The 22154-nt window shown below is 42.5% G+C and carries 16 protein-coding genes and 1 tRNA gene; 8 read left to right on the top strand and 9 right to left on the bottom strand.

Annotation, left to right across the window (positions count from 1 at the left end):
• Positions 1-15 precede the first annotated feature (15 nt).
• The 4 genes from MR764_RS08085 to MR764_RS08070 all read left to right on the top strand — a co-directional run bounded on the left by MR764_RS08085 (position 16) and on the right by MR764_RS08070 (position 7705).
• Positions 16-1980: a RagB/SusD family nutrient uptake outer membrane protein gene (locus MR764_RS08085; RefSeq protein WP_247978902.1), complete on the top strand. Its 1965-nt coding sequence runs from the start codon at positions 16-18 to the stop codon at positions 1978-1980.
• Between the two features lie 128 nt (positions 1981-2108).
• A complete protein-coding gene (locus MR764_RS08080; protein WP_247978901.1) occupies positions 2109-3383 on the top strand; it encodes a DUF4959 domain-containing protein in 1275 nt (424 codons plus the stop codon).
• Positions 3384-3417: 34 nt separating this feature from the next.
• Positions 3418-5055: a DUF4998 domain-containing protein gene (locus MR764_RS08075; protein ID WP_247978900.1), complete on the top strand. Its 1638-nt coding sequence runs from the start codon at positions 3418-3420 to the stop codon at positions 5053-5055.
• A 343-nt stretch (positions 5056-5398) separates the two neighbouring features.
• Positions 5399-7705, top strand: coding sequence for a GH92 family glycosyl hydrolase (locus MR764_RS08070; RefSeq protein WP_247978899.1), 2307 nt, complete (start codon positions 5399-5401; stop codon positions 7703-7705).
• Between the two features lie 408 nt (positions 7706-8113).
• Here MR764_RS08070 and MR764_RS08065 read toward each other — a convergent pair whose 3' ends face one another.
• A complete protein-coding gene (locus MR764_RS08065; RefSeq protein WP_247978898.1) occupies positions 8114-9805 on the bottom strand; it encodes a Na/Pi cotransporter family protein in 1692 nt (563 codons plus the stop codon).
• A gap of 1121 nt (positions 9806-10926) precedes the next feature.
• Positions 10927-11154 (bottom strand): hypothetical protein, encoded by a 228-nt coding sequence (locus MR764_RS08060; protein WP_247978897.1) that lies wholly within the window; start codon positions 11152-11154, stop codon positions 10927-10929.
• Between the two features lie 313 nt (positions 11155-11467).
• Between MR764_RS08060 and MR764_RS08055 the strand changes: the two genes are divergently transcribed.
• Both MR764_RS08055 and MR764_RS08050 read left to right on the top strand, forming a co-directional pair.
• Positions 11468-12874: a sulfatase-like hydrolase/transferase gene (locus MR764_RS08055; RefSeq protein ID WP_247978896.1), complete on the top strand. Its 1407-nt coding sequence runs from the start codon at positions 11468-11470 to the stop codon at positions 12872-12874.
• Between the two features lie 224 nt (positions 12875-13098).
• Positions 13099-13725 (top strand): carbonic anhydrase, encoded by a 627-nt coding sequence (locus MR764_RS08050; protein WP_247978895.1) that lies wholly within the window; start codon positions 13099-13101, stop codon positions 13723-13725.
• Positions 13726-13797: 72 nt separating this feature from the next.
• Here MR764_RS08050 and MR764_RS08045 read toward each other — a convergent pair.
• From MR764_RS08045 to MR764_RS08035, 3 genes are all read right to left on the bottom strand, one after another.
• Positions 13798-13870: transfer RNA gene (locus MR764_RS08045), tRNA-Arg, on the bottom strand.
• A gap of 70 nt (positions 13871-13940) precedes the next feature.
• A complete protein-coding gene (locus tag MR764_RS08040) occupies positions 13941-14243 on the bottom strand; it encodes a thiamine-binding protein (RefSeq protein WP_247978894.1) in 303 nt (100 codons plus the stop codon).
• Positions 14224-14976, bottom strand: a complete 753-nt coding sequence (locus MR764_RS08035; protein ID WP_247978893.1) for a hypothetical protein — start codon at positions 14974-14976, stop codon at positions 14224-14226. Before MR764_RS08035 ends, MR764_RS08040 begins: the two co-directional genes overlap by 20 nt.
• Before the next feature lie 146 nt (positions 14977-15122).
• Here MR764_RS08035 and feoB point away from each other — a divergent pair, with 146 nt between their 5' ends.
• Both feoB and MR764_RS08025 read left to right on the top strand, forming a co-directional pair.
• Positions 15123-17588: a ferrous iron transport protein B gene (feoB, locus tag MR764_RS08030; RefSeq protein ID WP_247978892.1), complete on the top strand. Its 2466-nt coding sequence runs from the start codon at positions 15123-15125 to the stop codon at positions 17586-17588.
• Between the two features lie 4 nt (positions 17589-17592).
• Entirely contained in the window at positions 17593-17853 is a 261-nt protein-coding gene (locus MR764_RS08025) for a hypothetical protein (RefSeq protein WP_247978891.1), read from the top strand.
• Here MR764_RS08025 and rpe read toward each other — a convergent pair.
• The 4 genes from rpe to MR764_RS08005 form a co-directional block, all read right to left on the bottom strand.
• Complete coding sequence (gene rpe / locus MR764_RS08020; protein ID WP_247978890.1) at positions 17833-18483, bottom strand: ribulose-phosphate 3-epimerase; 651 nt, start codon at positions 18481-18483, stop codon at positions 17833-17835. The two genes, MR764_RS08025 and rpe, sit on opposite strands and share 21 nt — an antisense overlap.
• A gap of 10 nt (positions 18484-18493) precedes the next feature.
• On the bottom strand, positions 18494-19360 hold the full coding sequence (locus MR764_RS08015; protein WP_247978889.1) for an RNA polymerase sigma factor RpoD/SigA: 867 nt from the start codon (positions 19358-19360) through the stop codon (positions 18494-18496).
• Positions 19361-19513: 153 nt separating this feature from the next.
• A complete protein-coding gene (gene thrC, locus MR764_RS08010; protein WP_247978888.1) occupies positions 19514-20839 on the bottom strand; it encodes a threonine synthase in 1326 nt (441 codons plus the stop codon).
• A 97-nt stretch (positions 20840-20936) separates the two neighbouring features.
• Entirely contained in the window at positions 20937-22148 is a 1212-nt protein-coding gene (locus tag MR764_RS08005; protein ID WP_247978887.1) for a cofactor-independent phosphoglycerate mutase, read from the bottom strand.
• Positions 22149-22154: the final 6 nt, after the last annotated feature.

The raw sequence follows: 22154 nt of genomic DNA, 5'->3' as shown, positions 1-22154 counted from the left end.
TTAAAAATTTTTGACATGAAAATATTGACAAAAATATTCGCAATCATATACATTCTTTCGATAGTACCTTCGTGCACAGGATACCTGGATGTTGTACCGGATAATACCATTACGCTGGAGGACTTATTCAAAAAGAAGGAAGAAGCATGGGATGCCTTGGCTAAGGTGTATAACTACATGCCCAGAATAGAAAAAACACATGAGAGCATGTGGCTTGCCGGAGACGAGTACATCGGACGTTTAGACCTGAATGACAATACCGGAAACTTAAGGGGAATTCGTATAATGAGGGGCTTGCAGTCAGCAAATAATCCTGTACTTGGGAACTGGTCCGGAACTAACGGAGGAAAAAGGCTTTATGCTGGTATCAGGCAAGCCAATGTTTTTCTTGCTAATATCGACAAGGTTCCTGATATGACAGAAGATGAAAAAGCTGAATGGAAAGCACAGGTTAAATTTTTAAAAGCCTATTACAGCTTCCTATTGGTACAGAAATACGGTCCGATCATCATCGCTGATGACCTTATCTCTCCAGATGCCGGTAAAGAAGAATTGTTCCAGGAGCGTTCAAAAGTGGAAGATTGTTTCGATTACATCATAACGTTAATGGATGAAGCCATCCCTCAATTAAAAGAAAAGGTAACAGCTACTTTACTCGGTCAGGTTGACCAGGTGGTAGCAAAGTCGATTAAAGCAAGAGTAATGTTATTCAGGGCCAGCCCTTTCTTTAACGGAAACATGGAATATTTTGGAGACTTTATGGACAAAGACGGACAGCCATTCTTCCCGACAACATATGACAAAGAAAAATGGAAAGATGCTATTGATGCCATTGATGAAGCAATAGAAGTTTGCGAATCGAATGGTATTGAACTGTACCATTACAAAACTCAGGCCTATGTTTTCGACCGTGAAGATATGGTTGATAATGAAGAAAATGTACAGCGAATTTACGATCTGAGGATGGCCATAAACGACCCTTGGAATAGTGAATTAATCTGGGGATATTCAAACCTGGATATATATAATCAAGGTGAAATTGGCCACTCAACCAATATGAGACTACCTGAAGGTTACGGAGGAGGCATTACCAATACCCCGGAATATTCGTGGCAATGGTTAGCCGCCACTTATCGCATGGCTGAAAGATACTATACTAAGAATGGTGTACCAATTGAAGAGGATCTTACTTTTGATTTGGATAAAAAATGGGAAATCACAACAACACCGGCAGCAGATGCTCCTGAGTACACTGAATTGAAAGGGATTATGCAGCCCGGAGCTGAAACCATTCGTTTATACCTGAATCGTGAACCTCGTTTTTATGCCAACCTGGCTATCACTGGCGGATACTGGCGTTCTCATGGTGTTCGTATCAACACCAAAATGTATGCAGGTAGCGATGGTGGTTTTAATTCATCACAACATACTACTGACTTTTTCGAAACAGGAATCGGTATTAAGAAATTTGTTCATATGGAATCGAAATCGGGTCACTGGGCAAGAACAGTAAAATATCCCTATCCGATCATGCGACTGGCAGATTTATACCTGATGAAGGCAGAAGCATTGAATGAATACTTAGATGCACCAACACAAGAAGTGTATGATGCCATCAACCTGGTTCGCGAAAGAGCAGGAGTTCCGAATGTAGAAACCGTTTGGGCCGATGCAAGTATTGTTAAATCGGTAAATAAACACAAAACAAAAGAAGGTATGCGTGATATCATTCTTCGTGAACGGGGAATCGAGTTAGCTTTTGAAGGAAGCAGATTCTGGGATATGGTTCGTACCAAAAGAGCTACTATGGAGTTTTCTTCTCCTGTTTGGGGGTGGACTTATACGGGAACTACAGGTACAACTTTCTTCAATCTTGAAGTTAAACAATCCAGAAGATTTACAATCACAGACTGTTTATGGCCGATTGATTTGAATGAAATGAACACGAACTCAAACCTCATTCAAAATCCTGGATGGTAATTTTAATAAATGATTGAAAAACCGAATAATGAGAAGCAAAGTATACCTATTCAAATTGAACAGATTTTCAGATCTCGTAATTGGTATGTATAGCTATCTGGTTTTTCGAAAATAAAAAATGCTTAATTATGAAAATTACGATTAACTTATTAGTAGTTGCCGCATTTATACTGTTAATGTTTTCCTGTGAAGAGGAAACGGTGCACTTGGCAACAAGCAATGATAAAACGCCTCCAAAGCAGCCCACAAATATTACCTACACGCCACTTTACGGAGGAGCCAGATTTCACTATACTGTTCCTGATGACGAAGATTTATTAAGCGTTGAAGCCAGGTATACCAACAAACAAGGGCAGTCATTCTCTTTCTCTGCATCTTATTTTGTTGATTCGCTGGACATATACGGATTTGGAGACACCATTAATTATGAAGTAGAATTATACGGTGTAGACCGGGCCGGAAACAAATCAACGCCAGTAATGGTGAGTGTAAAACCACTTGAATCAGCTATAGCGCGTGTTATTAAGTCGCTGGATCTTAAACCGGCTTTTGGAGCTTTCTTTATCGACTGGGAGAACGAACTGGAACAAAGTATCAATATCTACGTTGATTTTAGCTATACTCAAAACGGAGACGTTAAACAGTTCACTTCTGTTTTTTCATCTAATCTTGAAACAGACCGTCGTTTTATTGAAGATCTAGCTTTGGGTCAGGATCAACCAGTTGACGTTCAAATACGCGTTTCTGATATTTATGGCAACACATCTGATCCGGTTGACATGGGACAAATTACCCTGCTTGAGGACGGAGCAATTGATAAGACAGATTGGTTCCTGCCTTTGGCCAACGACTCAGTTGGAGGTGTTCCTCAGGCTTTTGGAGATAATGTAGAAGGTCGTTTAGTTAGCGTTATCGACGGAATTATTGATGAAGGTTCGAACCTGAACTTTATGCATACCGGAGGTAGAGGACGTACCGGTTTAAGCAAAGACGGCAACATGCCGTGGAATGTCATTATCGATTTGGGTGATTATTATGAACTAAGCCGTATTGTGACACATCAACGTCATATGGACTTTTGTGGTGACTTGTGTCAGGGACAGTACTTCCGTGGTGAAAATGTAGGCATTTATGAAATGTACATATTTGATGAAGCTACCCAGGAATGGGAATATGTTTCGCAAAATAAAATAGCACAACCTGTTGGGCTAAGTGAACTCGAAATTGTAAAAAAAGGAAAAGAGGGCGACATGGCCTACATGTTCCCGGATGATCCTCAGTACACAAAACCAACACGCTGGTTCCGTTACAGAGCGATGAAAGGATTTGGGGGTAATTACACTCTTGATAATGCCAACTGTCTGTCAGAGATCACACTATACGGCAGAAAAGCTGGCAATTAAGTTCAATTAACTGCGATTAAAAACATTTGAACATATGAGAAATATAATATTATCATTAATAGTTTTAACAGCTTTAATGTGGTCATGCGAAGACATGTATGACAAACAGGAAAAGTATGAAGGAGAGGTTGTTTATCCTGCCAAATATGACACCGTAATAGGACACATTGGATATGAAAGGGTAGAAATCGACCTCATGAAAGCCGGTCGTATTCCAAGTAGTCAAATTATTCTTGGTAAAGCGAAAAAAACAAAAATTACATACGACGATCAGGAGATTATTATTGATTCACTGGTATCGTGGATAAACATTCCAGGACTGACTCAATCAAAACTTTACCGCTTCCATATTACAACAATGGATGAGTTTGGTAATGAATCGGTACCACAGGAAATTGCACTGATTCCGTTTACCAGTACCGATCTGGATGGTTTTGCTGTAAGTCCCCCAAGGGTATTGGCATCGCCATCTGCTGCTGTAGTTGACTGGCCAAATGGTATTTCTTCGGTATTGATGAACTATTACGGATTGAAATTCAGCTACCTGGATAAAGAAGGTGACACACAAAGTGGAGAAAGAGGCGCTGACTCAAGGTTCTTTGTTGGAAACCTTGAAGCAGGAAAACCGGTTCAAATAAATATGGAATACAAAATTATTCCAATTGTAAACCGCACTCCTATTCTGGATACTGTAACCTTTTCCAGTGTTTTAAATATCAATATGCCCACCAGTTCCACTGAATTTTCACCGGCGGAAAGAGATATATTGCAAAAAAACGGTGTAACTGTATTTACTGCAGATGGAGTGTCTGATGTAAATGAACTAGTATATCCGGTTCATGCTAACTCGCTTCAGGATATTTTCTACTTCCCTAATTTGAAAACACTGGACTTAACAGGTGGCAATTTATTCACAATTACAGAATTAGCTTACGACAGAAATGGAGTTCAGGATGTAGTTGGGGGAGGTAATTATACACCTTGCATTAGGAAGGTTAGTGATACTGGAGGCCAACAAACACTGAAAGACTTTTTGGAAGCCGGCATTTTGGAGAAAGTATACTACTATCCAAATTCAATGGGACTGGATGATGTACTTGCACCATATGTTGCTAGTGGAGTGGTTGAACTAATAGAAACTCCACAGTCTGTGTTGCTTGACAATCAATTCCACTTGGATGGAATCGTTCAGGATCGCAATTTCACGCTTGACTATACTTTTCCTGCAACTGATGCCCCCGCAGGAGAAGGACTTGAGAATGTTTACAAACTTATTCCTATTAAAAGGAGCGCTTCTTTTGTAATTGCCCTGCCACGAGAATATAAATTTAATATTGCTGAGTATAAATATTTGAAATTTAAAATTTACACACCGACTTTAAGTGAATTATCAGGAGCAGATGAACCTTGGAAAAGGTTATGGCCAAGGATAATGAACCGGATGTGGTCATTTGGCAGCAATAGTGATTTTGGTCAGGAATACTGGGATATACCTCGTTTCTATATTCCGGATGAGGATTTACACAAGTGGACCGATATTACATTAGATCTGTCAACAGCACTGGGCAGACACAACCGTGTTATTATATTGAATATAGGTGGTGAACCATCACCAGATCCTTCAAAGGAACTGGTTTACTATTTTGCCAATATTCGTTTCGAGAAAGAATAGGCAAGTACCGATAATTACCTCATATAAAAAGAGGACCTCAAACCAACTAAATTCATATATTATTTTAAGGTCTTTTCCTTCCCGGTTTCGGGAGGGAAATTTCCTTGAAATAAGATAAACCAACCGAATGATCCTCCGGGATCCATAAGCCAACTACACCTGTCCCTTCACATCAAATGGTCAGAACGCCTATTTTTCAGTCAATCAACCGGTTCAACTAATATGAGATTATAAGAAACCGTATAAAAAAACCGTTAAATAAAAACTTAGCAGAGTTTGAATTACGGAAATAGAGCCATAAACTTTACATTTGCCTTTATACTAAAACTGACATTCATCTAAAATGAAATTATCGATCTTCCTTGTCGTGCTGGCCTTTTTTCTGGGCTGCACCCAATCAACAACCACCAATCAACATCACATCAATAGCAACACCAGTTTGGTAGAGCTGGTAAATCCGCTGATGGGTACCGATTCCGAGTTTATTCTTTCAAACGGAAACACCTACCCTGCCATTGCGCGCCCGTGGGGAATGAACTTCTGGACACCGCAAACCGCGAAAAACGGCAACGGATGGACTTACGCATACGATGCGTACAAAATCCGCGGATTCAAACAAACCCATCAGCCCAGTCCCTGGATTAACGATTATGCAGCATTTTCATTGATGCCGGTTACCGGCGATCTGAAATGGAACGAAAACGATCGGGCTTCCTGGTTTTCGCACAAAGCCGAAATGGCCCTCCCCCACTATTACAAAGTGTACCTTGCCGATCACGATGTAACTACCGAGTTTTCGCCCACCGACCGTGCGGTTGCTTTCCGCTTTACCTTTCCTGAAAACAATAATTCCTATGTTGTTCTGGACGCGTTCGACGGCGGATCGATGGTAAAGATCATCCCCGAAGAAAGAAAAATCATCGGTTACTGCCAGAACAACCACGGCGGAGTGCCCTCTAATTTCAAGAACTACTTTGTGGCCGTGTTTGATAAAGATTTTGAAGAAGTAAAAACATGGAAAGACGATGAACTGCAAGACAGCAACGAGGTTAAAAGCTTCCATGTGGGCGGAGTTGTAGGTTTCAAAACCAAAAAAGGCGAACAGGTTAATGTAAAAATAGCTTCTTCGTTTATTTCTCCTGAACAGGCAGAACTCAACCTGAGCCGCGAAATTGGCGACAAAACTTTGGAACAGATCAAAAACGAAGGCGCGGCCATTTGGGAAAAAGAACTGTCAAAAATTAAAGTGGAAGGCGGAACAGAAGCACAGCAAAAAACATTCTACTCTACTTTGTACCGTGTGCTGCTCTTCCCGCGTAGTTTTTACGAGTACGACAAAGACAACAACATTGTTCATTACAGCCCCTACAACGGAGAAGTTCTACCGGGTTACATGTACACCGATAATGGTTTCTGGGATACTTTCCGCGCTGTATTTCCCTTCTTTACGTTGATGTATCCGCAACTCAATGCACAAATCATGGAAGGGCTGGCAAACACCTATAAGGAAAGCGGCTGGCTGCCCGAATGGGCAAGTCCCGGTCACCGGGGTTGTATGATCGGCTCCAATTCAACATCGTTAATTGCCGATTCTTATTTAAAAGGAATTCGGGGTTACGACATTGAAACCTTGTACGAAGCCATTCTGAAAAACACCGAAAGCTGGATGGAGAACATTACCTCTGTTGGCCGTTATGGCGCCGATTATTACAACAAACTGGGCTATATTCCCTACAATGTTGGCATCAACGAAAACACGGCCCGCACGCTCGAATATGCGTATGCCGACTACTGTATCTGGAAACTGGCAAAAGAGCTGAAACGTCCGCAGGAAGAAATCGATCTTTTTGAAAAACGTGCCCGCAATTACCGCAACGTGTTTGATCCGGAAACCAAACTGATGCGGGGTAAAAACGAAGACGGAACTTTCCAGTCTCCCTTTAGCCCGTACAAATGGGGTGATGCTTTTACCGAAGGAAACAGCTGGCACTACACCTGGAGCGTTTTTCAGGATGTGGAAGGATTAAAACAACTGATGGGCGGCAACGACGGTTTTGTGGCCATGCTCGATTCTGTTTTTGTGGTTCCGCCAATCTTCGACGATTCGTATTACGGCGGTACCATCCACGAAATCCGTGAAATGCAGATTGCCGGAATGGGCAACTATGCACACGGTAACCAGCCGATCCAGCACATGATTTACCTGTACAACTATTCAAATCAACCCTGGAAAACACAACACCACGTGCGCGAAGTATTGGACAAATTGTATTCGTACCAGGCCGATGGTTATTGCGGCGACGAAGACAACGGACAAACATCAGCCTGGTATGTATTCAGTTCGATGGGCTTCTATCCGGTTTGCCCCGGAACAGATGAATATGTGCTGGGTTCGCCACAGTTTGATAAGATAACGTTGACACTCGAAAACGGAAATACCTTTGTGATTAACGCAGCCAACAACTCGAAAGAGAATGTTTATGTGGACAACGCAACGCTTAACGGCGAAAGCTACACTAAAAATTACCTGAAACATGCCACCATCCAAAACGGTGGTGAGATAACGTTCACAATGTCGGAAAAGCCCAACAAGAAAAGGGGCGCTGAACCGGAAAGTTATCCTTATTCCATGACCAACGAGGTGGAATAAATATTTCGATAAACCACCTGGCTAAAGTCAGGCTATTTAAAATTCCATCTTTGCTTTCTTTTGAAAACAGGGATGGAATTTTTATTTCTGATCGGAGATATACAATATTCCTCCTTTCACCCCGCTTTTCAGGTTCGGAAATCCATTTTCCTTTCCCATTCCGATAATTTCAGACCAATACTTTGGCTACACGTCCCTTTTTATGCCGTAATTTCATGGTTAGCTCATCAGCTTATCGTACTTGAACCGCCTGATCGTCATAATCAGACTGCGGAAGATCTGCTACACCTCAACTACCATTGCCAAGTGGCTGGTATTATTTTGAAGAAAAGACCTTTTCATAAAAATAAACCCGGTAATTTCTTTAAAGAAAAGTTACCGGGTTTACTTCTGGTTTGATCCTAAATGTTAGGATTCGGCATAATCAACGATCGACATGGTAACGTCGTAAATATGATCGCCCATTCGTTCCAGTCCCGAAAAAATGTCTTTATACAAGGTTCCCAGCTGGTACGAATAGGTATCGCTTTCGATATCTGTTACATGCTCTTTCCTGAGTTTATCCCTAAACCTGTTGATTTGCTTTTCAATGGCTTCCGTAGCTGTTTTGTCTACTTCGTAATTGTTCTTATTCAGGTTCTCGATCATGATATCCATCGATTTTTCAACCAAAGCAAACATCTCCGTGAGTTTCTTTTTCATCTCCGGAGTCAGCTTTTCTTTTTTATCGCTGATACGCAACAAGGCACGTGCAATATTCAAACAGGAATCACCAATGCTTTCAATCTCGTCAACAATGCGCAACATCGAACTAATGTTTCTTGACGACTGTTTACTTAATTCTCCTTCAGCCACTTTGGTCAGATATTTGGCAATCGACACTTCCATTTCATCGCTTTTATCTTCGCCAACCTCAACTTTCCCGAACTGTTTTAAAATCTTACGTTCGTTTTCTTCATTGAGCATTTGGGTAAGCCGTCCAAACATTTTTTTGGTATGCTGCGCGTAAACCACAATTTCTTTTTTAGCCTGAAGCAACGAAAGTTCGCGGGTACTAAGCATCCCGAATTTGATGTACTTTAACTTGAATTCCTGTTCGTCTTCACGTTCAGGAACAATCTTCTGTACAAGGCTTACCAGGTATTTTACAAACCAGATTTGCAACAAAACATTCAGGATATTAAAACTCGTATGAAAAAACGACAACGCGATGGGTACCGCTCCCGTATTGGTAAATGCTGAACTTCCGGTAAAATATTGGGTGATACTATCTACACCCCGCAAGAAGTAGGGAAATATGGTAAGTACCAAAATTACTCCCACCACATTGAAAAGAAGATGGATTCGTGCCGCTCTTTTCGCCGATGAATTGGCAACTACCGCAGCAATATTGGCGGTAATGGTGGTTCCGATGTTTTCACCCAAAACCATGGCTGCTGCGCTGTCGAAGTTAATCCAACCATTGTTACACATCACCAGGGTCAAAGCCATGGTAGCGCTCGACGACTGAATCACAACGGTCAATATTGTACCAATCACCAGAAAAATCAAACTGGAACCGATACCCATCCCCGTAAAGTGTTTCAGAAATTCGAGGATCTCGGGATTCTCGCCGATATTTGGTACACTGGTTTTTAAACTCTCCAAACCGATAAACAACAGTGCAAACCCCACCAGTACTTCCCCCCACGACTGATTGCGTGTCTTTTTTGAGAAGATCAGTGGGAAACCGATACCAATGATCGGAAACGCCAGCACACTCATTTTTACCTTAAACCCAAGAATCGAAATGATCCACGCCGTAACTGTAGTACCAACGTTGGCGCCCATAATTACCCCGACTGATTCGGTAAGCGTTAACAGGCCTGCGTTAACAAAACTCACGATCATTACCGTGGTGGCACTCGACGATTGAATGATGGCCGTAATGGAAAGACCGGTGATTACCCCCATAAACCGGTTGGAGGTCATCGCTGCCAGAAAATTTCGAAGTTTGCTGCCGGCTACTTTTTGCAAGGCTTCGCTCATTAATTTCATTCCGTACAGGAATAAGCCAAGCGCACCGATTAACGTTAAAAAATCGATTAGAGAATAATTCATGCAGTGTTTTTTTTTGACCCGCCGAAAATAACGATTATCATAAAAATCACCGTCAAAAAATAAGATCTATGTGCTAAAATACAGAATATTCCGTTCTGAAATCGCGAATTCTATCTCAGAAATGGGAGTCACATCATCCAGGCACTACGTATAAAAGGAACTTCAGCCAATGATAACCGGAAGTTAAAAGAACGTTAAAAATAGTCATTGGTCACTGGGCACTGGTCATTGGAAATTGGAAATTCAACTTATCAATCTTCTTCAATCTAATTCAATCCCTCAATCCCTCAATCCTTCAGTCCTTCAGCAAAAATGCTTAAATGCGTTAATGCTTGAATAGCCACAAGCGGCAAGCTACAAACCTCAAGTTACGAGCTGCTAGCTCCGAGTGGCGAGTCATTGGTCATTGGTCATTGGGCATTGGTCATTGGAAATTGGTCATTGGAAATTGGAAATTCAATCTCATCAATCTTCTTCAATCCCTCAAAACAATGCATAGATGCGTTAATGCCTGAATGCGAAAATGAGCAATGAAACACGACAGATCGCATACATTGGCCTCGGGCGGTGAGCCGAAAAACAAGTGAAGACGGCGTTAAAAGAGTTCAGCTGTTTGACCCCGAGTACTCGGGGGAGTTCTGAACTCTTAGCCGGCAATACGTAGCTTTTTCGTGCGAAGCGGACGCAGCCTAGACTTTTGTGTTTACTATTTGTGTCATGACAAATAGTAAAATCAGGCTGATAAGCCAAAAACCAGAAACAGAAGCTCCTTTGTTTACTTCCTCTCTAAACTCTGAACAATGCTTAAATGCTTGAATAGCCAAAAGCGGCAAGCTACAAGCCTCAAGTTACGAGCTGCTAGCTTCGAGTGGCGAGTCATTGGTCATTGGTCATTGGGCACTGGAAATTGGAAATTGGAAATTCAATCTCATCAATCTTCTTCAATCTAATTCAATCCCTCAATCCTTCAGCCCTTCAGCAAAAATGCTTAAATGCGTTAATGCTAAAATGCTTGAATAGCTGCAAGTCATTGGGCATTAGTCAGCAGGGGTCAATCTGTATCAATCTCATCAATCCTTTTTCTCTGAACTCTGAATTCTAAACTTTGAACAATCAATCCTTCAGTCCCTCAGTTCCTCAATCCCTGCCAACTGCGACTGCACCCTGAACTCTAAACTCTGAAGTCTGAACTGTTTTTTCAAATAGCCATCCGGTTTTATAAAGTAAGCTTCCCATTTATTCAAACAGGCTTCCGGTTTTATCAAACGAGCATCCTGTTTTATGAAATGATCTTCCGGTTTTATCAAACGAGCATCCGGTTTTATCGAATAGGCAATGTTATTTAGCAAATTAACAGGTTCACTTTTCAAATAAAGAGTGTGCAAATACAAACAGGCATCTTACCTGTGCACAACAGAAAGCTAACTATCCGATCTTACCTTCGCCACGCACACTATTCTGCAATCGGGGAACAACTCCCGAAATTGATGTTCCGCCCCCGTCTCTTCGGGTGCTGTAAAACAAATGTTCGGAGAAGAAACAATTTGTTCCCTCTCAAATAAGCCAGTCTAACGAAAAACGCCTTAAATCTTTTAAGCAATTACTTACAATCCTTATATTCGTTGGTCGAAAGCGGCCAATAAACCTTAAAGCTTGCCTGAAATGAAAAAAACACTAAACCTGATTATCGCCTGTACCCTGTTTTTCACGCTTGGATGTACCTCGAATAAAGTCAATAAAAAGCCCAACATTATCATGATACTTATCGACGATATGGGATGGTCAGATTTGTCGTGTTTTGGCAATACCGATGCTCAAACCCCGAATATCGACGAACTGGCTTCGGAGGGCATTTGCTTCGACCAATTCTATGTGAACTCGCCGATCTGCTCGCCGTCGCGGGTAGCCCTTTCAACCGGAACCTATCCGCAGCGCTGGAACATTACCTCTTACCTGGAGTTCAGAGAAAGAAACCGGGAACGCGGTATGGCCAACTGGCTTGATTCTTCGGCCCCCACGCTGGCAAAAAACCTACACGATAACGGATACGCAACAGGGCATTTCGGGAAATGGCATATGGGAGGTCAACGCGATGTAAACGATGCTCCGCCGATTACCGACTATGGCTTCGATCAGTCGCTCACCAATTTTGAAGGAATGGGCCCCAAACTGCTTCCATTAACAAAAGACGAAACCGGTAAAGTGGGACGGATTTGGGAAGGAGCAGAAAAGCTGGGACAACCTTTTACCTGGATGCAACGCTCCGAAATAACCACTGGCTTTATTGATGCTGCCATTCAGTTTATCGGCGAGGCCCAAAACGCTCAACAGCCCTTTTATGTAAATATTTGGCCCGATGATGTGCACAGCCCCTTCTGGCCGCCTTTCGAGCAATACGGATTGGCAAAGGAAGCCGGGAAAAGAGCCTTGTACCTGGCTGTTGTAGAAGCCATGGATAAACAGTTTGGAAAATTGTTTGAATACATTCAAAGCAACGATGACTTACGCGATAATACGCTGATTTTACTGTGCTCTGATAACGGCCCCGAAAAAGGCGCCGGAAAATCAGGAAACCTGAAAGGCTTCAAGGGACAATTGTACGAAGGAGGCATCCGTTCGTCGCTGATTGTTTGGGGGCCCAAATTTATAAACAGGGAAGCCAAAGGATCACGAAACTCAGCGTCCGTTTTATCGGCTATTGATATTCGCCCTTCAATGCTCAAATTCGCGGGAGTAGATGCACCTGAAAATTCGCTTTGCGACGGCGAAAACCTGCTCGAAGTCCTTCTTGCTAAATCGGCATCTTCACGACAGGCACCCATTTTTTACAGCCGTCCTCCAGACAGAAAAAACGCTAACGGCTTTAAAAATTTACCAGACCTTGCTGTTCGCGAAGGAGAATGGAAACTACTATGCGACTACGACGGCAGCAGACCCGAATTGTACAACATTGTTACCGATCCGGGAGAAAACAATAACCTTGCTACCGAGAGCCCCGAAAAGGTGGAAGAGATGGCTCAAAAAGTAACAACCTGGTATGAGTCGATGCCCAAACTGGACGAGAACTAGTTGCCAGTCATGAGCGATGAGCAGTTGAATATGCGTTATTCGAAATTCAATCTTTAAGTAAAATGCTAACCGCAGCAACCAAATGCGATGTGAGTTGTTATGAAAACAATTATCGGGCGAGAACTGCCTGAACATGCAAATCGGAAACTGCTAATGTTTTGTATATTGCATGGCGGCCCCGATAACCGACACTGAATTTTAAGTTCGAATAAACAGACATAACAATGGACATCAAAAAGATTTTCGAAAACAACCATACCTGGGTAAAAGATAAATTGAATCAGGACCCGGATTACTTCAAGAACCTTTCGAAAGGTCAGAATCCGGATATCCTCTACATCGGTTGTTCCGACAGCCGGGTAACGGCGGAAGAACTGATGGGAATTTCGGCAGGAGAAGCTTTTGTACACCGGAACATTGCCAATATGGTTCCGAATACCGATTTAAGTTCGATGTCGGTGATCGATTATGCCGTTGTCCATCTGAAGGTGCAGCACATTGTAGTTTGCGGTCATTACTACTGTGGCGGGGTAAAGGCAGCCATGCAGTCGCAGGATTTGGGAATCCTTAACCCGTGGCTCAGAAACATCCGTGATGTATACCGTACGCACAAAGATGAATTAAACCTTATCGAAGACGAAGATTCGCGCTATAAACGGCTGGTTGAGCTCAATGTCCAGGAACAGTGCATCAACGTAATCAAAACGGCTGAAGTGCAACGGGCTTACCGCGAAAGAGGAATTACCATACATGGCTGGGTGTTTGATATCCACACCGGAAAATTGATTGATTTAAAGATTGATCTCTCCAAAATTATGGCCAACGTTATGGAAATCTATCATCTTGATTAGCTCATCAGAAGCATTGGAATGGGTTAAAACGAAAAAAGAGCTGAAGTAAACTTCAGCTCTTTTTTTATAAGGTGACCCCGGAGAGACTCGAACCCCCAACCTTCTGATCCGTAGTCAGATGCTCTATCCATTAAGCTACGGGGCCGTTGGCGTTTTGCCTTAAAAGCGGTGCAAATATATAACTAATTTGTAAAAATCCGAACACTCAGGAAAAATTAAATGTATTTTTCCATTTTATCTTCAATCGTGACGTCGTTCGAGAAGTTTACCTGAACCTTCAGGTTGGTCAGCATTCTCTCGGTTCCGGCGCTGGCACAGGCCTGATGAACGGTTTCCAGCAAAACAGGAAGCTGCTCATAATCACACTCTACCACCGTTTCGAAGGGGCAAACCTGGTATCTCATCCCCGACTCTGCAATGGCTTTGATGGCTTCATCCACCAGCGAATATTTAATTTTTCCATCGGCCTCAGGTAAAACCTGAATCGCCACATTTATTTTATTTTTCTTCCAATTCATCTCTTTCTTTGTCCTTTTTTTGATGTAAAATTTGAATAATCTCGCCCCGCGACAGCACTTTTACGTTCGTAATAATCAAATCTTCCTGTAAAAATCCTCCGTATTGATTGCATTCTTCGATTATATTCTGGAAAACCGACCGGATTTCTGCCGTTAGAGGAAGCATCACCAGAGCCGATGAAAAGCCTTCCATAAAATCCATCGACTCAAAAATGCCTTCGTGCTTGTTCAATTCAAAAGCGAGTTCGTCTTTTAAAAGTTTTTGTTGTGTAGCAGAAAGCAACTCTTCGGCATTCCGGTTCAGAAAAACCACAAAATACCTCAGCTTTTTACCCTTTCCCCCCAATCCGGTTGAAATAAAAACCTGCTGTTCGTCGAGTAACGAGCTTTGCAGCAACATTCTGCTCTCCTGCAAAGCCAGTATCGCCCATTGCTTTAGTTCCCCCTCCGACTCTGCCACAAATTTTTCGAGTGTCCGGTAAGCCTTTACATCGTCGAAAACTGCAATCGAAGTAAGGATTTCCTTTTTACGGCCTTCCTCTACATCTTTATCAAAAAGCTCGTCGCGGTGTTCAAAACATCCTTTGGCATCCACTTTCTCCCGATTCGATTTTGTGTATTCAAAATATTTCATCTGAACCTCAATATCGATTCGCTCCTCCAGTATACTGAAGTTTTCGGGCAGATCTTCGAGTGCTTTCTGAATGTTCTGATAGAATTTATCTTCCTCCATATTCTGTCTCTCCTTAAACAAAAGTAATTACTTGCGCTTACTATGTGAAGAACATTGTTATTTTATTTTAAATGATAACAAATTCAATATCTTTGTTCGCTTATTTTTATTTAATTTAAATTCAGAAAAAGAAGGAAGCAGGGAAAGTGAAGCTGAGTGAGGTAAAACATAATGAACCGGTAATAATCACCAAAATATTAGGCCATGGATCTTTCAGGAAACGCATCTCTGAAATGGGATTTATCCGGGGGAAAGAAGTCAGGGTGATTAAAGATTCTCCGTTCAATGGCCCAATCGAATTTAAAATACTGAATTATAACGTATCGCTTCGAAAATCGGAGGCCGATCTGATAGAAGTCGTTCCCCTTCATGAATTTAATCTGGAAGCTCAAGATAATTTTGAAGGGACCATTGATCGCAACATCGAGCTGATTAATCAGTCGGAGCGAACAAGAACGATCAATATTGCGCTGGTTGGTAATCCCAACTGCGGAAAAACAACGCTTTTTAATTTTATTTCAGGCTCGAAAGAAAAAGTAGGAAACTACAGCGGTGTTACGGTTGGTATTCACAAAGCAACGTTTAAGGCAAAGGGATATACATTTAATTTTTATGACCTTCCCGGAACCTACAGCTTAACCGCTTATTCAACCGAAGAAATATTTGTTCGAAAGTTTATTTACGAGCAAACACCCGATATCGTTATTAACGTACTGGACTCCACCAACCTCGAGCGAAGCCTGTTCCTCACTACTCAATTGATCGACATGGATTTGCGCACCATTATTGCGCTGAACATGTTTGACGAAATGGAGAAAAACAAACTGGAGCTGGATCAGCAACGACTGGCCCGTTTGGTGGGAATTCCTATTATTCCTACCATCAGTTCGAAAGGAAAAGGAATTGACGCGATTGTTGAAAAGGTGATCGACGTTTTTGAAGGCAAAGACAAAACTTCGCGCCACGTACACATCAATTACGGAAAAGAGTTGGAAAACTCCATTCAGAAAATCAGGCTGAAAGTAAAGGAAACCAAACCGATTACCGATAAAATTTCATCGCGGTTTATTGCCATTAAGCTGCTCGAAAAAGACAAGCAAATACTGGAACTGCTGTCGGATTATCCCAATCATAAGGAGATACGTGAAGTTACCGACAAGGAAATAGCCAAGATTGAACTACTTGAAAACGAAGACAGTGAAACCGTAATTACCAATGCGAAGTATGGTTTTATTACGGGAGCGCTGAAAGAAACGTACAGTAATCCGATTGAGGGCGAAAAAACACGCTCTGAGAAGATCGACGGTTTACTAACACATCGTTATTTGGGGTTCCCTATTTTCACGGCCCTGTTGTTCCTGATGTTCTGGACCACTTTCACCGTGGGAGCCTATCCGATGGATTGGATTGACCTGGGCATTTCAAAAATCGGAACTTTGGCCACCAACATCATCCCCGACGGGATGCTGAAAGACCTCCTCGTGGATGGTATTATCAGCGGGGCCGGAAGTGTTCTGGTATTTTTACCCAACATTCTGATCCTGTTCTTTTTCATTTCGCTGCTCGAAGGCTCGGGGTATATGGCAAGGGCAGCCTTTATTATGGACAATATCATGCACCGGTTTGGTTTGCACGGAAGATCATTTATCCCGATGATCATGGGATTCGGATGTAATGTCCCTGCCATTCTGGCTACCCGTTCGATGCGCAACCGGGGCGACCGGATTCTGACGATGCTCATCATCCCGTTTATGTCGTGCAGTGCCCGTTTACCCGTTTATATTCTGATTATTTCCGCCTTCTTTTCGAAATACCAGGCCTTAATCCTGATTGGCATTTATGCTGTGGGGATTGTATTCGCCTTTTTAACGGCTCAGATACTCAACAAAACGGTATTCAAAAACAAGGAAACGCCGTTTGTAATGGAACTCCCCACCTATCGGATGCCTACATTCAGAAACGTTGTTTACCACATGTGGGACAAAACCCAGCACTACCTGAGAAAGATCGGTACGATAATTCTTTTGGGCGTAATCATTATCTGGGCCTTGGAATATTTCCCGCGCGAATCGAAAAATACGCCACTCTTCGCCCAGCAAATTCATACGATTGAGCAAAACGCTCAACTGAGCGATCAATCAAAAGAAGAACAAATTCGACTGGTTGAACAGGAACAGGAGTCTGACCGCCTGATTAATTCTTACCTCGGAAGAGTAGGAAAAGTTATTGAGCCGGTAATGCGCCCACTGGGCTTTGACTGGAAAATGAGTATTTCGTTGCTGGCAGGACTTCCGGCCAAAGAAATAGTAGTAAGCACCATGGGGGTTTTATACCAGACTTCGGGTGACGAAACCACCGTGAGTCTTCAAAGTAAACTTCAGGATGAAGTCTATATGAACGGAAAAATGAAAGGAGAAAAGATTTTTACAGGGCCCGTTGCCCTGGCTTTTCTGATCTTCATTCTGATCTATTTTCCGTGTATCGGGGTGGTAGCGACTATCAAAAACGAGTCAGGCTCGTGGAAATGGGCCGCTTTTTCGGTACTGTATACTACAACCTTAGCATGGGTTGCTGCGTTTATAGTGTATAACATCGGAAATCTGATTGTTTAAAGCTATGCTACAGGAAATTATCACATACATGATTATTGGTTCGGCAGTTACACTTGCCGTTCTGAAAATGGCGAAAAAGCTGGGCGTTAAAAAGAAAAAGATCCAACATCGGGCTACACGGATCAATCCGGCCGAGATTCATGTCCACAATTGTGCGGAATGCTCAGCCGATTGCCAGTTACGTGATCTGCCTAAATATATTATTCAGAAGAATATTGATGAATGTGTTCAGGTAGAGCAAAAATCAAAGCTGCTGCAATCCTGAAATCACTTCCTTTGGATTTTCAGAACCAAAAACAAAACTTCCGGCGACCAATACATTGGCTCCGGCTTCATACAATTTTGCTCCGGTTTCAAAATTAACGCCGCCATCCACTTCAATCAAACAATCCGGATTTACCGCGTCAATCAAAGCTCTTAACTGCGCTACCTTTTTGTAGGTATTTTCGATAAACTTTTGTCCGCCAAAACCAGGATTTACCGACATCAGCAGAACCATATCCAGATCCTGAATGATATCTTCCAAAACCGCAACGGGTGTATGCGGATTCAAACACACACTGGCTTTTGCGCCAAACGATTTGATAAGCTGAATGGTACGATGTAAATGTGTACAAGCTTCGTAATGAACCGTAATAATCGATGCCCCTGCTCTCGCAAACGACTCTATAAAATGATCGGGATTAACGATCATCAGGTGAACATCAAGTGGCTTTTCGGCCATGCGTTTTACATGCTCAACAATGGGAAATCCGAAAGAAATATTGGGAACAAAAACGCCGTCCATTACATCAACGTGGATATAACCGGCATCGCTCTGGTTAATCATTTCAATATCTCTTCCAAGATGGTTAAAGTCTGCGGAAAGAATGGAGGGTGCGATAATTCGCTTCATCAAATGTGGATTATTTTCCCAGATAAGATTTCAATAATCTGTTCCGGTATTGGTTTTTTAACTTCTTAATTGCTTTTTCTTTGATTTGCCTTACCCGTTCCCTGGTAAGACCAAATTCGTCGCCAATTTCTTCGAGGGTGTGTTGCTGATAGCCCTTTAAGCCAAAGTAGTAACGCAGAATCTCTGCTTCGCGCTCGCCCAAAGTTGCCAGCGAACGTTCAATTTCCTGACGTAACGAAAGATCCATCAGTTGTTCATCCGGATCCGGAGAATCTTCGTTCATCATTACATCGTACATATTGTTGGCTTCCTCTTCCCGCAAGGGTGCGTCCATTGATACATGAACATTTGAGAAATTCATCGAGTCTTCCACCAAATCAGGCTTCATTTCCATCAATTCTGCCAGTTCTTCAACGGTGGGTTCTCTTTGAAATTCCTGCTCCAGTTTATTAAAAGCCTTGTTTATTTTGTTGATGGATCCGATTTTATTTAATGGTAATCGAACAATTCGAGCCTGTTCTGCCAAAGCTTGCAGGATTGATTGCCTGATCCACCATACAGCATAGGAAATAAATTTAAATCCGCGGGTTTCATCGAATCGTTCAGCAGCCTTAATTAAACCAAGATTCCCTTCGTTGATCAGGTCGGGTAAACTCAAACCCTGGTTTTGATATTGTTTGGAAACAGAAACCACAAAGCGCAGATTTGCTTTAATTAAAGTCTCCAATGCCGCGCGGTCACCCTTTTTTATGCGCTTGGCAAGTTCAACTTCCTTTTCTGCTGACAACAACTCTACCTTCCCGATTTCATGCAGGTACTTATCCAGCGACAAGGTATCGCGATTCGTGACCTGCTTGGTAATTTTAAGCTGCCTCATAGTTTGACTTCGTTAGCATTTACAAAAAGAAATGTTGTTCTACTACATCTTGCTCTCCACAAAAATAGTATTCTAATTTAATTAATGTATCGACCAATAGGGCAATAACACTAATTTAAAACATAGCTCACGCTAAAATGTTCATATACAGTGTCATAAACCTTTTTTAAATAAATATTTCCTAAACTGCTCATAATCAGTCTTTAGTTCATCAACCCGGCGTGTGCCTTTCATGAATTCGGCCAATTTACCGGGCAAAAGCACTTTTCCTTCTCCAATCACTGCCTCCACCGTTTCGGTAAACTTAGCAGGATGGGCTGTTTCCAGAAAAACCCCGATCTGATTCTCTGACAGAAATTCCCTCAAAGCCTGAAACCCGCATGCACCGTGCGGATCACACAAATAACCGGTTTTGGAATACACCCGTTCAAGCACTTCCCGAATCTCCTTATCGGAGTAACGAAAACCTTTAATCTTCTCAGCAATTTTATCATGCGAGCCTTCGTACAAGTCGAGTATTCGGGCAAAATTGCTTGGCGCCCCCACATCCATTGCGTTGGCAATGGTTTCAACTGACGGACGCGGATTATATTTTCCGGTCTTTAAATATTCAAAAACCACATCGTTTTCATTATTGGCAGCTACAAACTGCTGAATGGGAAGCCCCATTTCCGCTGCGATCAATCCTGCGGTAAGGTTTCCAAAATTTCCGCTCGGAACAGCCACAACCAATTCTTTATTTGCCAGTACTCCGGCTTCTTTTAAACGCGCATAGGCATTAAAATAATAAAATGCCTGCGGCAGGAAACGCGCGACATTGATTGAATTGGCTGATGTCAGGATTACCTGATCGTTCAGTTCCTGATCCAGAAAAGCAGTTTTTACCAAATGCTGACAATCATCGAAAGTTCCTTCAACTTCCAATGCTGTAATATTTTGTCCCAGCGTAGTAAACTGAGCCTCCTGGATACGGCTAACTTTTCCCTTGGGGTAAAGCACGTGCACATGAATTCCCTCCACGCCTAAAAAACCATTGGCAACGGCACTCCCCGTATCACCTGAAGTGGCAACCAAAACATTGACCAACTTTTCCTTTTTTTCGAGAAAATGATTGAGCAAACGCGCCATAAAGCGCGCACCCACGTCTTTAAAAGCCAACGTTGGCCCGTGAAATAATTCGAGCGAATAAATAGTATCGGTAACTTTTACAACCGGGCAATCAAACGACAATGTATCGAAAACGATCTCATGCAGTTTGCCGGATTCAATATCCTCTCCAAAGAACTTCTGTGCCACTTCGAAGGCAATTTCCTGAAAACTCAGGTTTTGAATGTTCTCAAAAAAGGAAGGATCGAAAGCTTCAATTCTTTCGGGCATAAAAAGTCCGTTATCCGACGCCAGACCTTTCACAACTGCTTCTTTTAACGAAACTTCGGGTGTATTTTTATTCGTGCTGTAGTACTTCATAATTGGATTCAAATGTATAATTTTAGCTTGATCCCACCACATAATCCACCCACCAAATATGACTTATGTCATAAATTTAATAAAATGGATGGAATGAAATTATTGCGTATTATGCTTTTCCAAGAAATGTCCGGATAAATTCATCACCCTTTAACCAGCCTAAAGCGCCGTTTCGGGGATCAAATTCATCGTAAACATTAACCAAATCAGGTGTTATACCGGGTTTATAAATGGAAAAAGGCACCGAATCGCGCGTATGTGTTTTTAATGCACAAGGCGTTGGATGATCGGGTAAAATGGCAATAGCCACTTCCTCGTCCATTTTAGCCGTTTCTTCCAAAATGTACTTTACGACACGCCGATCGAGGTATTCAATGGTTTTGGTTTTAAGTTCCACATCGCCTTCGTGCCCGGCCTCATCGCTTGCCTCGATGTGCAAATAAACCAGGTCGTTTTCTTTCAGCGCGTCGATCGCAGCTTTGGCTTTACCTTCATAATTTGTATCGTACAAACCGGTAGCACCTTCTACATGAATTACTTTCATACCGGCATAAACGCCAATTCCATGAATCAGGTCAACGGCAGAGATAACAGCTGAGCTTCCAATTCCAAACATCTCCTGCAAAGTTGGCATGGCCGGTTTGTAGCCGGGTGACCACGGCCAAATACTGTTTGCGGAGTCTTTACCTGCAGCCTTTCGTTTTTTATTTACCGGATGATTCGCCAACAAAACCTGCGATTTCAGGATCAGTTCATTCAACAATTCGGTGGTTGCATCTGCCGCCTCCGTTTTCGACACGGGCATCACATCACGAAACGGTGTTCCGGGAACATCGTGCGGCGGGGTGGTTTTAATTGCTTTGTCGCCTCCTTTTATCACCAACAAATGACGATAGGAAACGCCCGGATAAAATTTAATCCGATCGTTGCCCAGTTTTTCATCCAGAAAGTGGATCAATTCCGCCCCCTCCTCGCTGGAAATATGCCCGGCCGAATGATTTTTTACAAGTTCGTTCTCAATACAAATCAGATTACAGCGCAATCCCACATCTCCGGGTTCCAGTTCCACGCCCATACTGGCCGCTTCAAGGACTCCCCTGCCCTCAAAAACTTTCTCCACATCGTAACCCAACACTGCCATGTTGGCGATTTCACTTCCCGGATGCAAAGAATCCGGTACCGTTTTCAACATTCCCGATTGTCCGTTTTTGGCCAGCCAGTCGATATGTGGTTTATTGGCCAGCTGCAATGGAGTTTTGCCACCATAGGCTTCCAACGGCTCATCCGACATTCCGTCGCCAAGTATTATAATATATTTCATAAATCC

Origin of the sequence: Maribellus sp. YY47 (genome assembly GCF_023111095.1) — a bacterium.
Classification (GTDB): Bacteria; Bacteroidota; Bacteroidia; order Bacteroidales; family Prolixibacteraceae; genus Draconibacterium.
This window is presented reverse-complemented; position numbering and strand designations above follow the sequence as displayed.